Source organism: Streptomyces canus (assembly GCF_001514145.1).
Taxonomy (GTDB): domain Bacteria; phylum Actinomycetota; class Actinomycetes; order Streptomycetales; family Streptomycetaceae; genus Streptomyces; species Streptomyces canus.
Window position 1 is genome coordinate 23,109 of record NZ_KQ948693.1, and the last position, 13,437, is coordinate 36,545.

General features: G+C 67.9%; 15 protein-coding genes and 4 pseudogenes. 13 read left to right on the top strand and 6 right to left on the bottom strand.

The window, feature by feature from the left end; translation table 11 throughout:
- Positions 1 to 42 precede the first annotated feature (42 nt).
- From AQJ46_RS50340 to AQJ46_RS50350, 3 pseudogenes are all read left to right on the top strand, one after another.
- Positions 43 to 382: pseudogene (locus AQJ46_RS50340) on the top strand (transposase); the annotation flags it as partial.
- Positions 382 to 1,104, top strand: a pseudogene (locus AQJ46_RS50345) (low temperature requirement protein A); the annotation flags it as partial. The pseudogenes AQJ46_RS50340 and AQJ46_RS50345, both read left to right, overlap by 1 nt.
- Positions 1,105 to 1,132: 28 nt before the next feature.
- A pseudogene (locus AQJ46_RS50350) lies at positions 1,133 to 1,929 on the top strand (P1 family peptidase); the annotation flags it as partial.
- A gap of 43 nt (positions 1,930 to 1,972) precedes the next feature.
- On the opposite strand, the gene AQJ46_RS56010 reads toward AQJ46_RS50350, so the two are convergent.
- Both AQJ46_RS56010 and AQJ46_RS50355 read right to left on the bottom strand, forming a co-directional pair.
- Positions 1,973 to 2,110, bottom strand: coding sequence for a hypothetical protein (locus tag AQJ46_RS56010; RefSeq protein ID WP_159064272.1), 138 nt, complete (start codon positions 2,108 to 2,110; stop codon positions 1,973 to 1,975).
- Between the two features lie 3 nt (positions 2,111 to 2,113).
- Entirely contained in the window at positions 2,114 to 2,374 is a 261-nt protein-coding gene (locus AQJ46_RS50355; protein ID WP_059212086.1) for a hypothetical protein, read from the bottom strand.
- Positions 2,375 to 2,766: 392 nt separating this feature from the next.
- Between AQJ46_RS50355 and AQJ46_RS50360 the strand changes: the two genes are divergently transcribed.
- From AQJ46_RS50360 to AQJ46_RS56015, 3 genes are read left to right on the top strand one after another with little or no spacing between them, the layout of a single operon-like run.
- On the top strand, positions 2,767 to 3,885 hold the full coding sequence (locus tag AQJ46_RS50360) for a tyrosine-type recombinase/integrase (protein WP_059212087.1): 1,119 nt from the start codon (positions 2,767 to 2,769) through the stop codon (positions 3,883 to 3,885).
- The gene (locus AQJ46_RS50365; protein WP_059212088.1) at positions 3,885 to 4,211 is read left to right on the top strand and encodes a helix-turn-helix domain-containing protein; all 327 of its coding nucleotides are present in this window, start codon (positions 3,885 to 3,887) and stop codon (positions 4,209 to 4,211) included. Before AQJ46_RS50360 ends, AQJ46_RS50365 begins: the two co-directional genes overlap by 1 nt.
- Before the next feature lie 3 nt (positions 4,212 to 4,214).
- Entirely contained in the window at positions 4,215 to 5,945 is a 1,731-nt protein-coding gene (locus AQJ46_RS56015; protein ID WP_059212089.1) for a site-specific integrase, read from the top strand.
- Between the two features lie 284 nt (positions 5,946 to 6,229).
- Here the strand turns inward: AQJ46_RS56015 and AQJ46_RS50375 are convergent, their stop codons facing one another.
- The 3 genes from AQJ46_RS50375 to AQJ46_RS50385 form a co-directional block, all read right to left on the bottom strand.
- Positions 6,230 to 6,820 carry a flavodoxin family protein gene (locus AQJ46_RS50375; RefSeq protein ID WP_208617135.1) on the bottom strand — a complete coding sequence of 197 codons (591 nt, stop codon included), beginning with the start codon at positions 6,818 to 6,820 and terminating at the stop codon, positions 6,230 to 6,232.
- A gap of 72 nt (positions 6,821 to 6,892) precedes the next feature.
- Positions 6,893 to 7,309, bottom strand: a complete 417-nt coding sequence (locus AQJ46_RS50380; RefSeq protein WP_059212091.1) for a nuclear transport factor 2 family protein — start codon at positions 7,307 to 7,309, stop codon at positions 6,893 to 6,895.
- 133 nt (positions 7,310 to 7,442) lie between these two features.
- On the bottom strand, positions 7,443 to 7,859 hold the full coding sequence (locus AQJ46_RS50385) for a nuclear transport factor 2 family protein (protein ID WP_059212092.1): 417 nt from the start codon (positions 7,857 to 7,859) through the stop codon (positions 7,443 to 7,445).
- Between the two features lie 182 nt (positions 7,860 to 8,041).
- On the opposite strand from AQJ46_RS50385, the gene AQJ46_RS50390 reads away from it, so the two are divergent.
- The 6 genes and pseudogenes from AQJ46_RS50390 to AQJ46_RS50410 form a co-directional block, all read left to right on the top strand.
- Positions 8,042 to 8,665, top strand: coding sequence for a TetR/AcrR family transcriptional regulator (locus AQJ46_RS50390; RefSeq protein ID WP_059212093.1), 624 nt, complete (start codon positions 8,042 to 8,044; stop codon positions 8,663 to 8,665).
- A 109-nt stretch (positions 8,666 to 8,774) separates the two neighbouring features.
- The gene (locus AQJ46_RS50395; protein ID WP_059212094.1) at positions 8,775 to 8,987 is read left to right on the top strand and encodes a hypothetical protein; all 213 of its coding nucleotides are present in this window, start codon (positions 8,775 to 8,777) and stop codon (positions 8,985 to 8,987) included.
- A gap of 169 nt (positions 8,988 to 9,156) precedes the next feature.
- On the top strand, positions 9,157 to 9,999 hold the full coding sequence (locus AQJ46_RS50400) for an MBL fold metallo-hydrolase (protein WP_059212095.1): 843 nt from the start codon (positions 9,157 to 9,159) through the stop codon (positions 9,997 to 9,999).
- 66 nt (positions 10,000 to 10,065) lie between these two features.
- Positions 10,066 to 11,019: a D-2-hydroxyacid dehydrogenase family protein gene (locus AQJ46_RS50405; protein ID WP_107117522.1), complete on the top strand. Its 954-nt coding sequence runs from the start codon at positions 10,066 to 10,068 to the stop codon at positions 11,017 to 11,019.
- A gap of 48 nt (positions 11,020 to 11,067) precedes the next feature.
- Entirely contained in the window at positions 11,068 to 11,304 is a 237-nt protein-coding gene (locus tag AQJ46_RS53795; protein ID WP_208617136.1) for an alpha/beta fold hydrolase, read from the top strand.
- Positions 11,301 to 11,642, top strand: a pseudogene (locus AQJ46_RS50410) (metallophosphoesterase family protein); the annotation flags it as partial. The gene AQJ46_RS53795 and the pseudogene AQJ46_RS50410, both read left to right, overlap by 4 nt.
- A 149-nt stretch (positions 11,643 to 11,791) precedes the next feature.
- On the opposite strand, the gene AQJ46_RS50415 reads toward AQJ46_RS50410, so the two are convergent.
- A complete protein-coding gene (locus AQJ46_RS50415; RefSeq protein WP_059212096.1) occupies positions 11,792 to 12,532 on the bottom strand; it encodes a class I SAM-dependent DNA methyltransferase in 741 nt (246 codons plus the stop codon).
- 283 nt (positions 12,533 to 12,815) lie between these two features.
- Between AQJ46_RS50415 and AQJ46_RS50420 the strand changes: the two genes are divergently transcribed.
- Positions 12,816 to 13,355, top strand: coding sequence for a nucleoside/nucleotide kinase family protein (locus AQJ46_RS50420; protein ID WP_159064273.1), 540 nt, complete (start codon positions 12,816 to 12,818; stop codon positions 13,353 to 13,355).
- The last annotated feature ends 82 nt before the right edge of the window (positions 13,356 to 13,437 follow it).

Consider the following 13,437-nt stretch of genomic DNA (forward strand, 5'->3'; position numbering starts at 1 on the left):
TCCCGGCCGGTCGGCGGCCATGGGCATGTTGAGCTGGGCACCGTGAGCGAGCGCAAGCCCTACAAGACCGACGTGAGCGACGAGCAGTGGGCGCTGGTCGAGCCTGTGATCGCCGCGTGGAAGGCCGCGCATCCCTCGGTCAGCGGCCATCAGGGTCGGTACGCGACGAGGGAGATCGTCAACGCACTGCTCTACCAGGGCCGGACCGGTTGCCAGTGGGAGCTGCTCCCACACGACTTTCCGCCACCCGGCGCAGTGAAGTACTACTTCTACCTGGCGTGACGACGGCATCGACCAGACCATTCACGACCTGCTGCGCTGGCAGGTGCGGGAAATGGCGCGTCGGAAGGCGGACCCGAGCCTGGTGGTGCTCGACATCCAGAGATCGGCTGGGTCGGCCTCGTGTTCCTGCCCGAGGACACCCTGGTCGCGGTGTTCGTGGTGATGGCGGTCCTCGAGATGTGCGTCCCGGCGTACGCGGAGAAGGTCCAGCCCACGTCTTGGCACCCGCGCCACATCGCCGAGCGGTACGGGCTGTTCACGATCATCGTGCTCGGCGAGACCATCGCGGCGGCCACGGTCGCCGTGAAGACGGGCATCGACGAGCAGGATGCGCTGGGCGAACTGCTGCCGATCGCCGCAGGCGGGCTGCTGATCATCTTCGCCGCCTGGTGGATCTACTTCGTGGTGCCGATCCACGGTCATCTGAGATCCAACAGGCAGGCGTTCCTGTGGGGTTACGGCCACTACGTCGTCTTCGCCTCGGCGGCCGCGATCGGCGCGGGTCTGGAGGTGGCGGTCGAGCAGTCCGTGGGCAAGGCGCACATCTCGACGCTGTCCGCGTCGGTGGCCGTGACCGTGCCGACGGCGCTGTATCTGCTCACCGTCTGGGCACTGCACGCGCGTCACTTCAAGGTGGGCATCGCCCAGCAGCTGGTACTGCCGACTGCGGCGCTGCTGGTGATCTGCTGCATGTTCCTGGGCGAGTGGGCGGTGCTCTCGGCCGGTCTCGTCTGCGCGCTGACGGTGGTGACCGGCGAGACACTGACGGCGCGCACGACGGCCCGGGAGCGCGAGACGGCGCTGGGAGCGCCGGTCGCCTGACCGGCCCGGTCCGGTCCGGACTGGCCCCATGACAGTTGACGCTCGGACAGATGTCATGGGGCTGCGGGTGGGGCACGCGACGCGTACCGGCGACGGTTGGCTCACCGGCACCACGGTGGTGCTGGCGCCCGAGGGCGGTGCCGTCGCCGCGGTGGACGTGCGCGGCGGCGGGCCCGGCACCAAGGAGATCGACGCGCTCGATCCGCGCAACCTGGTGCAGAAGGTCGAGGCGATCGTGCTGACCGGCGGCAGCGCGTATGGGCTCGACGCGGCGTCCGGGGTGATGGCCTGGTTGGAGGAACAGCGACGCGGAGTGGGGGTGGATCCGGCGCATGTCGTGCCGGTGGTGCCCGCCGCCTGTGTCTTCGACCTCGGCCGCGGCGGCGACTTCCGGGCCAGCCCGGACGCGGCCACCGGACGGGACGCGGTCGAGGCGGCGGCGGGCGAGGCGGGCGCCGCGGTGCCGGAGGGATGTGTGGGCGCCGGTACGGGAGCCGCCGCGGGGCCGGTCAAGGGCGGGATCGGCACCGCGAACACGGTGCTCGACTCGGGGGTCACGGTGGCCGCGCTGGTGGTGGCCAATGCGGCGGGGTCGGCCGTGGAACCCGGGACCGGGCCGCGCGTCTGCGGCTGGCCGAGATCGCGGCGAAGAACGCGCCGCCCCCGCTGGACACCACGCTCGCCGTGGTCGCCACCGACGCGGACCTGTCGAAGGCGCAGGCGCAGAAGCTGGCCGGCACGGCGCACGACGGCATCGCGCGCGCCGTGCGGCCGGTGCATCTGCTGAACGACGGGACCACCGTGGTGACCGTCGCCGTGGCGGTGATGAACGCCGCGCCCACGGTGGCCGTCACCTGAAGTGCGTCACTCACAGCGTCCCCCTGCCAGGCGGTTCGTCCCAGCCGACGAGGACGACGGGCAGCGCGGCGAACGCGGCGAACACGATGGCGGTGATCCAGCCGCGCGGGTTGTCGTTCAGCGGGATCCAGCTGGCCAGGAAAGACACGGTTCACGGCATGGCGACCGCGGTGAGGGCGGCGAACCCGGGCCAGTCGTTGTCGCGGCGGAACGCGCACGCCACGGCGATGAGCCCGGCCGCGATCCACGTCGAGGACCACGCCATCGGCGCCAGGGCCAGTCGCAGGCGTACGCCGCGGGTGTCTGGCAGCGGGTCGGCGAGCTGCCCGGCCCCGTACAGGCCGACGAGGGAGCCGAGCAGCAGGAGCGATGCGCCACGGCGCCCGATACGGCAGATCAGGCGTCGTCTCACGGACTCCGGCGCGCGCAGTCATGCGAGGGCGGGTCTTCACCCGCTGGCGCCCCCGCCGCTGACCGACCACCAGAAGGCGGAGGACCCCGGCGAACACATCTCGCCTGGGTCCTCCAACTTCAAGATCAATCTCACCGTTAACTGCTGTACCGATGTACCTACCGACGCCAATTGCATCGGATGCGAATACGCGGCACCCCTCCTGGAGTTGGGCCCGGGACCGTGCGGAAACCACCCCATCAGGGACGTTGACCTCAGAAGCACGGTAGCTGTTGCGGCGCCGAGTGTCCGCGGGCCTCACTCCATCGAGCGATTGAACTGCGAAGACGCCCCCAAGTCGCATCTGATGCGAAATTCTCGCGTCAGATGCGATAGACGGAGAGTGATGGCAGATGGGTGGGGATGGCCTCGTTCCAGGGTCTGCTCGGCTGCACCTGATTGAAGGTCTGCCGCTGCTGCGGCCGGAGGAGCAGGTCTTCGAAGCGATGATCAAGGGCTGGCGCAACCAGCAGCTCGCCCGGAATCTCTCGCCGGGATACGTCGGTGACCAGGAACGCACGGTCCGGGCTTTCACCAGGCATGCCGATGCGATGCCGTGGCAGTGGACGCCGCAGCACGTCGATGAGTGGTCGGCGGATCTGCGGGCTGTGCATGGCTGCGTCCGCTCCACGTTGCGCAACTACCAGGGCTCGGTACGGCAGTTCTGCGACTTCCTGACCAACCCTGCCTACGGCTGGAGTGACGAGTGCCTGCGGCACTTCGGGACCCACCCCGTCCAGGTGGTCTACGACTGGAACGCCGCGACACATGCCGATGAAGCCGAGGGCGAGCCGGAACGCCGGGCCTTCACCAGGCCCGAGATGGAAGCGTTCTTCGACCATGCCGACGAGGAAGTCCTGCGCGTCCGCGGCAAGGGCCGCAAGGGCTGGTTGCCCGCCTTCCGGGACGCAGCCTTGTTCAAGACCGCGTACGCCTACGGCCTGCGCCGCAACGAGACCCGAATGTTGGATCTCACCGACTTCGGCCGCAACCCGGAGGGCCGGGAGTTCGGCGAGTACGGCACCCTGCTCGTCCGCTACGGCAAGGCCAAGAAGGGGTCGCCGCCCAAGCGTCGCAGCGTGCTGACCGTCTGGCACTGGACGCCCTGCACGATCGAGGAATGGATCAGCGAGGTCCGGCCCGGGATGCGGCACTCGACCGGCCGGGCCCTCTGGCCCTCCGAGCGAGGCCCGCGGGTCGGGCTTCAGCGGCTGGACTCCCGCTTCGCCGCCTACCGGGACGCCGTCGGTCTGGACCCCGCGCTGGAGTTCCACTCGCTGCGCCGGTCCTACATCACCCACCTGATCGAGGACGGCCACGACCCGCTGTTCGTCCAACAGCAGGTTGGCCATGACCACGCCTCCACCACCGCGATCTACACCTGCGTCTCCTCCGACTTCCGCACCCGCTCCCTGCGTCGCGTCCTGGACGCCACCGTCGAGGCCGCTCTGCGGCCGGGAAGGACCTCCTGATGCCACGCCAAATCAGCTACCGATGGCGCCTGCGCGAGCTGATGGCCGCCCGCGGCATGTTCACCGTCGCCGAGCTCATGCCACACCTGACCGAACGCGGCATCACGCTGTCCTCCTCCCAGGTCCACCGCTTGGTCTCCGGAACTCCGGAACGGCTGTCCCTGCCAGTGCTGGCCACCCTCTGCGACATCCTCGACTGCACGCCCACCGACCTGATCACCACCTCGGCCCAGAACCTCCCGGCCCGCCGGGCAGCCGGAGAGGAAGCGCCGATCAACCTGGCCGCCCGGCGACCCACACGGGTCCGGCTGACACCCGAGGGGTGAGCCGTGACGCCGGAGGAGTACGAGCGGTGGATGATCCGCGACTGCGCACGCTGCGGCCGTCGGGCCTCGAAGTCCGCCGAGTGGTCGGACGGTCCGATCTGCCGAACCTGCTACGACCGCGCCATGCGTGTCCGCGGCTGCTGCCCCGGCTGCCGAGCCGACCGGCTGCTGCCGGGCCGGGACGCGACCGGCACGCCGATCTGCCGCGACTGCGCGGGCATCACCCGCGACTTCTTCTGCGACCGCTGCGGCTTCGAAGGGCTGCTCCTCGGCGGACACCTCTGCGAACGCTGCACCCTCACCGACACCCTCGGCCGACTCCTCGACGACGGCACAGGGCACGTTGCCGCTGCTCTGCAACCCCTGGTCACCTCCCTGCTGGAGATGGACCGGCCCAAGAGCCGCCTGATCTGGCTACGCAACCCCAGTGTCGTCCGTCTCCTCCGGGGCCTGGCCGCCGGCAGCATCCCGCTCACCCACGACGGGCTGCACCAGGAAACCCCCTGGCGAACCGTCGTCCACCTGCGGGACTTGCTGATGGACAGCGGCGTCCTGCCACGCGTCGACCGGCAGCTACTGCTCTATCAGCGCTGGCTGGCCGAACGGCTCGCCACCATCGAGGACCCCGAACACCGGCGGCTTCTGCAGCACTTCGCCAGCTGGCACCAGATGCGCCGGCTGCGGAGCAAGGCGGAGAAGGGACCGCTTGGACGCTCCCAGACCAACCAGACGAAACAAGAGATCACCCAAGCCGGCGCTTTCCTCACTCGGCTCGCCGACCGAGGCCGCACCATCGAACACTGCCAGCAGGCTGACCTCGACGCCTGGCACACCGAGAAGCTGGCCACCCGTCGCCCGGCCCAGACGTTCCTGCGCTGGTGCATGAAGACGGGCCGGATGCCCCGCCTCGCCCTGCCACCCCAGGTCGTCAACCAGGACCAAACACCCCTGCACCAGCACCACCGACTCGCCATTCTTCGGCGGGTCCTCAACGACGACTCCCTGCCCCTGCGGGCCCGGGTCTCCGCCGCACTCGTTCTCCTCTACGCGCAACCCGTCACCCGCATCGTCCGCCTCACTATCGACGACGTCATCGACGACGGGACCACCGTCACCGTCCGGTTGGGAGACCCGCCCTCCCCCCTTCCGGAGCCCGTCGCTGACCTCATGCGGGCATACGTCCAGTCCTGCCAGCACCTGCCCTACGCCAGCAGCAGGAGCTCACAGTGGCTCTTCCCTGGACGCCAGCCCGGCCAGCCGATGAACCCGGTCAGCCTTCAAGTCCACTTGCGCGAGATCGGCGTCCCGCCACAGCGCGGCAGGACCTCCGCAATCCGACAGCTCGTCCTCCAAGCCCCGGCCCCCGTCATCGCGAAGGCCCTCGGTTACCACGACAAGACAGCCACCCGCCTGGTCACCGAAGCCGGAGGAACCTGGAGCCGATACGCCCCCGGCGACCACACACGGCGAACCGCGACGACACTCCCTCACTCAGGGAACGAAAAGCCCAGCTCGCGCAGGCGGGGCAAACACGCTGCGAGGCATTGCTCCACCGACGCCGCATCGGTTCGCACAAGAACGTCCTCACGCATCGGGGCCCCGCTGGCTACGAAGGTCCACGGCATACGTCTCTCTGCCATCCGCTCGGCGTCAGCCTTGATCAACACCGTTATGCCCTGTTCGGCCAACGCTTCCATGATCGCGACAACGTCCACCGGAGGTCTCCCCCTTTAGAAGTGCTTCGAACGCACCACCGGACGAACTTACCTGCTCACGGCCGAACCCTGGACACGGTTCTCATCACTGAAAGTGACCAACTGCGGCCATCCGGCCTGGAATACGCGACACCTCAACATGCGAGCTCACCAGTCAAGGCCGGCGACCGCCTCATGATGGCGTCGCTGCGCGTCGCTGATCGCGAGTCTGCGGTGCTGCTGCCCGTCCGGAGCGGTTGCCGGTGCGCTTCGTCGAGCACCAGCTCGTCGTCCGGGCCGCGCATCCGCGCCGGCGTCGGTCGCTCAGGCGGCGAGGGCGGTGCGGCCTGCGGCGTAGACGCGGGCGACCTCGACGACGCGCTTGCCGAGCTCGGCGGCGGTGGCGATGTCGGCCTTGTGTACGCCCTCGGCTCCCTGGTCGCTGTTGCTCTGGGCGGCGGCGCCGAGAAAGAAGCCGAGGCGGTTGAGGTCGTTCTCGGACGCCGTGGAGGTGTTCCAGCCGGGCATCAGGCCGAGGCCGACCCATTGCATGTGGTGCTGCCCGGCGAGCACGGTGAAGTACTGCAGGGTGTTGAGCTTGTCGCCGCTCTTGCCCGCGGAGTTGGTGAAACCTGCGGCGATCTTGTCCTTCCACGCCTGGGTGTACCAGCGCTTGGAGCTGGCCTCGGCGAAGGCGTGGAAGACGGCGGAGGCGGTGCCCATGTAGGTGGGCGAGCCGAAGATGATCGCGTCCGAGGCGTCGAGCAGGTTCCACTGCTCCTCGGAGATCTCCTCGACGTTGATCAGGTGAGCCGTGGCGCCGACGGTGGTCACCCCATCGCGGACGGCCTCGGCGAGGACGGAGGTGTGGCCGAAGCCGGAGTGGTAAGCGATGGAGACGACAGGGGTGGTCACGTTACTTGCTCCTTCGGATTGCATGTCCGGCCGCGCGGGATCCGGGCCGCGCGGCCCTTGAGCACTCTTTGCTCAGCCGGCGTTGAACGCCTCGGCGACGGTCAGCGTGTCCTCGTACTGGTGCAGGCGAACGATTCGGCCGCCCTCGACCGCCAGGTGCATGGCCGTCGGTGTGCTGAACTCCTTGCCATTGGCCGCGACGGTGTGCGTGAAGACCGCCAGCAGCGCCACGTCACCACCGTCGACGATGATGCGCTCCAGCACGGCCTTGCTCTTGTCGTGCGCGAAGTGCGACCACATCGTGGTGAAGTACGGTGCGACCTCCTCCCGGCGGGTACGGCGCCCGGTCCAGGGCAGCGCGTCACTGCCGGGGACGTGCCAGTCGATCTCCTCGGCGAACAGTTCTTGGATGCCGTCGGGGTCATGCTTTGCGAGGCGCTCCACGAACTTCTTGGCCACGGTCCGCGGGGTCTGCGTATCTGTTGTCATCGTCCTTGTCCTTTGTCTCTTCGCTTGTTAGCAGGTGCCGGTCGGGCCTCAGCCCTGGAACAGGAAGTGCGGTCGAGCCCCTCGCCGGCATGGCCCGCGCGGCTCGTACCGTCCGCCTCGCCGGTCCGGTGCCTCAGGCCCGGCCGGCCTGCGGGTTGGTGAACATGTGGTTGCCCGCTACCGCGTCCTTCGCGGGCACTTCGTCCTGCAGGACGTCCCAGTGCTCCACCACCAGGCCCTCCTCGAAGCGGAAGATGTCGACCACCACGAGGGGCGTCTCGGTGCTGCCGGAGTACCTGCCGTGGATCATGACCAGGTCTCCCTCGGCGATGACCGCTCCCGGCTCGTACCGGCTGGCGTCGGGCAGGTCCGCGATGAACCTGCGCAGCCCGGCCCTGGCCAACGGGATGAACGGGTTGTGCTGGATGTAGTCGGGGTGCAGGTACCGGTCCAGCGCGGTGAAGTCCTTCGAGTTGAACGCGGTCGTCAGGAATTCGAGGACGGCGGCCTTGTTCCGCTCCGTCTCCGTCTTCGTTCGGCTCTGAGTCATCAGTTCTCCACGGGGTTGCCGACTGACGCGGCTTTGTTGACCGACTGGACCACAATGGGAGCATGAAGTGGTCCAGTCAGTCAAAAAACGAGGAGCGTCAGGCGATCCCTCCGTGCCGACACGGAGGGCCGGGTTGCCGACCATTGTGGTCCATCTGGACCACAATGAGGTATCGTGAGGTCATGGGGCGAAAACGAGGCTTCGACGAGACCACTGTGCTCGATGTCGTCCGCGACCGGTTCTGGACCACCGGATTCGACGGTACGTCCACCTATGACCTCATGGACGCGACCGGCCTGGGCAAGGGCAGCATCTACAAGGCGTTCGGCAACAAGCACGACCTTTATGTGCGCGTCTTCTCCGACTACTGCCAGGGCCTCGTCGCCCAGGCCCGCGAGGAGCTGCGGGACGGCCCGCACGCGGTGCTCACCTCGCCGATGGCCCGCCTGGAGCGCTACGTCGTCTCACTCGCCGACGCCTTCGCGACCGAGTCGCCCCGCCGGGGATGCTTCCTCACCAAGGTCACCGCGGACCGCGCCGGAGAGGACGACATGGTGGCGGCCACGGCCCGTCGCGCGTTCGAGGATCTCGCCGGCGCCCTCGCGTCCGCGCTACGCGACGCCCAGGACGCGGGAGAAGTGGCCGAACACGCCGACGCCACCGCCCTGGGATATCTGCTGCTGAGCGTGATCAGGGGCATCGACAACATGGCCAAGGCGGGCGTCGACGCCACGACGCTCCGGCAGACGGCCCGGTCGGCGCTGGAGCTGATCCCCAGGGCGGACGCACCGAACGTGCGGCGCTGACATTCCCCCCTCGCGTCGAACGACGGACATGCCGCGGCGGACCATAAGCAAAATGTGCAGTTTGACTGTGGCGAAGAGCTCGCCGCCTCTCACCGGGAAGGGAGTCCCTATGCGTGCCATCCAGATCACCCAGATCGGAAAGCCGGAGGACGTCGTACGCGTCGTCGATCTCCAGGAGCCGAACGCTCCCAGCGCCGGCGAGGTCAAGGTCGCGGTCGAGTTCTCACCGCTGAACCTGCACGACCTCAAGGTCGTCAGGGGCGAGCTCGGGCGGCCACCGCTCCCGCCGCCGGGGACGATGACAACCCGGCGCCCGGTCTGACCTGCCGGAACTCTCCAGACCACCGCGTGCAAGCCAGCAACACGCGCCACGGGTTTCCAGCGTGTGGGATGTAGATCCACTGATCAATAGTGCTCACCCTCGCCAGGCAAACCGCCGCTGATTCGCGCGTTCGGTGAGGGGCAGCCCCTGCCACGAGAGAAGTATCGAGATGCCCGAACTGTCCTACGAAGTCCTCGTCTCTGATGGCGTTCCCCGGAAGATCGATCTTCAGCTGCCGAACGGCGACGGGGTCGTGTCCTCGCCGATCTCATCCACCCTGATCACCGGAGAACGCGACGCGGTCCTGGTGGACCCGCCGCTGACTCACACCCAGATCGCGCAGGTCGCCGAGGGCTTGGCGCGCTCAGGGAAGCGTCTGGCGTTCGTCTACGTCACCCACGGCCACCCCGACCACTGGTTCGGCACCGCGACGCTGCTGGAACAGTTCGGCGACGCCGACAGCGTGGTGTACGCCACCGAGGGCACCATCCGGCAGATGCGCAGCCAACTGGAGAGCAAGGACAAGGGGTTCGCGAAGACCTTCCCCGGGGTCCCGGAGAACACCCCGGTCCTCGCCGTGCCCGTGCCGACCGAGGGATTCCGGCTGGAGGGCCGAGTCCTCCGGGCCGTCGAGACCGGTCACACCGACACCGACGACTCCAGCGTCCTGCACGTGCCGTCGATCGGTCTCGTCGTCGCCGGGGACGTGGTCTACAACGGCGTGCACCTGATGATGCTCGAAGGCGGTGACGGCGGCCTTCAGGCGTGGCTGGACGGCATCGACCGGCTCGCCGCACTCGATCCGCGCCACGTGGTCGCCGGCCACAAGAAGGCAGACCTGCCCGACGACCCGAAGATCCTGGACGAGACCCGGCAGTACCTGCGCGACGCGATCCGGCTCCTGGCCGGCAAGCCGGAGCCGCTGGAGTTCTTCGAGGAGATGTCGAAGCTCCACGGTGACCGGCTCAACCCGGGACCCCTTTGGTACAGCGCCCTGGGCCTGCTCGCCTGAGCCACGCCGCGTCGCCACCCCACGAAGACAGGCGCATCACCTCGACGAAATACGGAGGTTGCCGACATGGCCACCCGCATGAAGATCGCGATCCTCGACGACTATCAGAACGTCGCGACGAGCCTGGCCGACTGGGGGTCGCTCGTTGCCGAGGTCGTCGTTTTCACCGAGCCGTTCGCCGATGCCGACGAGGTGGTCCGTAGCCTCGCCGGGTTCGACGTGCTCGTGGCCATGCGGGAGCGCACGCGATTCCCGGCCGAGGTCCTGGAGCGGCTGCCCGACCTTCGGCTCCTGGTCAGCACCGGCCCGGCCAATGCCGCCATCGACCTTACGGCCGCCCACAGACTCGGCATCACGGTGTGCGGGACCCGCTATGAGTCTCACCCCACCATCGAGCACACCTGGGCGCTGATCCTCGGTGCCACGAGAAACCTGGTCGTCGAGGCGGAGTCGATGCGCGCCGGCGGCTGGCAGGTATCGGTCGGCGAGGGGCTGCACGGCAGGACTCTCGGCATTCTGGGCCTCGGTCGCGTCGGCTCCGGAGTGGCACGGATCGGACAGGCCTTCGGAATGGATACCATCGCATGGAGTCGGAGCCTGACTCCCGAAACCGCCGCCGAGCACGGCGTGCGGGCGGTGACGAAGGAGCGACTCTTCACCGAAAGCGATGTGCTCTCGATCCACGTACCGCGCAGCAAGCAAACACGCGGGCTGGTCGGTGCGGCGGAACTCCGGTCGATGAAGCCCTCGGCCCTCCTGGTCAACACCTCACGCGGACCAGTCGTCGACGAGGTCGCCCTGATCGACGTCCTGCGTGAGGGCGCGATCCGAGCGGCCGCCCTCGACGTGTACGACACCGAGCCGCTACCCGCGGACCACCCGTTGCGGGCGCTGCCGAACGCGCTGCTCACGGGGCACGTCGGATTCGTGAACCGCGACTTGTACGAGATTTTCTATCAGGACTCCGTCGAGGACATCGCCGCGTTCCAGGCGGGTTCTCCCGTGCGGCTGATGAAGTAGGAGCCGAAGACGACGACCCGACCGACTCACACACCGCCTCTCTCCCCTGTGACGGCTCCGACGCGGTTCGTCACGGCGAACGGGATTCGGTATGCCTACCGGCGCTTCGGCGCCGAGACCGGCACACCGCTGGTGTTCCTGCAGCATTTCCGTGGCGGCATGGATCACTGGGATCCTGCGGTAACGGACGGACTGGCCGCGAACCGTCCCGTCATTCTGTTCAACAATACAGGCGTCGCAAGCTCCAGTGGCCAGACCCCGGACACCGTGGGAGCAGGCCGATGACGCGGCGGCGCTCTCTGCCAGTACACGGCCTGGGAAAGGTGCTGTTCTGTCACGCCACTCCTCGGGACGATGAAGAGGTCGTTCTGGTCGACTCACGCCTCGACCGTTGGCGAGAAGTCCTCAGCAGGCTTGACACCGACATTCGCACGGTGGTCTGCGGGCACACACACATGCCGTTCGTCCGCCTCGCCCACGGCCGACTTGTGATCAACCCCGGCAGCATCGGCATGCCCTACGGACGGGCCGGCGCCCACTGGGCGCTCCTGGGCCCCGGCGTCGAACTACGCTCCACAGCCTTCGACATCGAGGCAGCCATCACCCAGGTCACCCAGGACTCAGCAGGGATTGTTCGCCCAGCCGCGGCATAGCCGCCCGGCGGTCCTCCGAGCAGCCTGCCTACCCCAGCCGACAGGGCAATACAGACATCAAGTCACGTACCGTCCTCTCAGGGCAGGCGCGGCCTGCATTGACAGCCTGGTAGCCGACCTCAGTTCGGCTTACGCCACACGGAGATGTGCTTCGCGGAGCCCTGGGTGAACGGAGTCTCGTCCCAGTCCGCGACGCGACGTTCCAGCTCGAGCCCGGCGATCCGTGCCATCAGGTCGAGCTCTGCCGGCCAGGCGTACCGGTGCCGGGAGTTGTCACGGCGGTAGCGGCCGTCGTCGCCGTCGCGGGTGATGTGGTGCGAGACGAGAATCTGCTCAACCAGGTCGAAGGTGTCGAAGCCGAGATGCTGCTCGGAGACATCGAACGGCACCGCGACCTGGCCGGGCGGCAGGAACCGCAGCGGCGGCACACCCAGCTCGATGACGAATCGGCCGCCGGGCTCCAGATGCCGTGCGGCGTTGCGGAAGCACTCGACCTGCTCGTCCTGAGTGAGCAGGTTCGTGATGGTGTTGTAGACGAGATAGACCAGGGTGAACTCACCGGGAACGACGGTGGTAGCCATGTCCCCGATGACTACCGGGAGCGTGTCCTCGTCGACCTTGCGCCGCAGCACCGCTGCCATGTGCTCGGACAGTTCGATGCCCACCACCGGCACGCCACGTTCCCGGAGTGGGACTCCCACTCGCCCGGTTCCGATGGCGAACTCCAGTGCCCGGCCGTCTCCGGCGAACTCGGCGAGGAAGGCGAGAGTCGGTCCGAGGACGGCCGCCGAGGACGCTTCGGCCTCCTCGGCGTCGTAGCGGTCGGCGGTCGCACGGGTCCACAGTTCACTGCTCGTCACGGACGGCCACTCTGCCGGGAGCCGAGGGGCGCTGTCGACGCATTTACGTTCTCCTCAACGGAGGGTGTACCGCCCACAACTCGTCGCCACCGTCCCACGGCTTCGGCCGATCCACCCCGCACCCCGGATCATCAGTCCCGGACGATCCAGCCACCTTGGAGATCATTTCGTTGGGAGTTCCTGGCGAACCTGGCCTCGCCGTGCACCGCTTACCCACATGACAGACGTGGGCAGACTGGCTTCCAACGCGAAATCCCGGGGTGGCCATGTCTACGCTGGGGGCGTGACATTGGTGTGGGTGACGGGCAATTCAGGGACTGGTAAGTCCACGGTCTGCGGGGTGTTGCGAGCGCGCGGCTACGTCGCGCTCGACGCCGACGGGGACGGTTTCAGTCGCTGGATCGACCGGGTGAAGGGCGAGGCTGTGGTGGATCCCCCGGATCCGGTTCCTGGGGGCTGGCTTGACCGATACGGGTGGGCGATCGTCCGTGAGCGCGTTGAGACCCTCGTCGAGGAGTCTCGTTTCCGAATCGCGTTTTTGTGCGGGTCGGCGGAGAACGAGGCAGACGTCCGCGATCTTTTCGACCTCATCGTGTGCCTGGTGATCGACGAGGACGCCCTCCGCCATCGACTCGCGACCCGCACTACGAACACATTCGGGCAACATCCCGAAGAACTCGCAGCGGCTCTGAAGTGGAACCCTCGGATGCGAGCACTCTACGAAAACCATGGCGCGACGATCATCGATGCATCCAAGCCGGTGACCGAGGTGGTGGACAGCGTGATCGACGCAGTTCAGGGGCTGACAGGGTCCACCCAATAAGTAGAAGTAGTACGTCACCGCATCGCTCGTCGGCAGCCCAAATGCCATGACCCCCGACCCGGCGAACCTATGTGGCCAGGGC

What these genes read in the sequence shown, in the direction of transcription:
- AQJ46_RS50400 (WP_059212095.1), top strand. Translation starts at nt 9,157, where the DNA reads ATGCCCGAACTGTCCTACGAAGTCCTCGTCTCTGATGGCGTTCCCCGG.
- AQJ46_RS50385 (WP_059212092.1), bottom strand. Translation starts at nt 7,859, where the DNA reads ATGACTCAGAGCCGAACGAAGACGGAGACGGAGCGGAACAAGGCCGCC.
- AQJ46_RS50395 (WP_059212094.1), top strand. Translation starts at nt 8,775, where the DNA reads ATGCGTGCCATCCAGATCACCCAGATCGGAAAGCCGGAGGACGTCGTA.
- AQJ46_RS50390 (WP_059212093.1), top strand. Translation starts at nt 8,042, where the DNA reads ATGGGGCGAAAACGAGGCTTCGACGAGACCACTGTGCTCGATGTCGTC.
- AQJ46_RS50360 (WP_059212087.1), top strand. Translation starts at nt 2,767, where the DNA reads ATGGGTGGGGATGGCCTCGTTCCAGGGTCTGCTCGGCTGCACCTGATT.
- AQJ46_RS50380 (WP_059212091.1), bottom strand. Translation starts at nt 7,309, where the DNA reads ATGACAACAGATACGCAGACCCCGCGGACCGTGGCCAAGAAGTTCGTG.
- AQJ46_RS50405 (WP_107117522.1), top strand. Translation starts at nt 10,066, where the DNA reads ATGGCCACCCGCATGAAGATCGCGATCCTCGACGACTATCAGAACGTC.
- AQJ46_RS50365 (WP_059212088.1), top strand. Translation starts at nt 3,885, where the DNA reads ATGCCACGCCAAATCAGCTACCGATGGCGCCTGCGCGAGCTGATGGCC.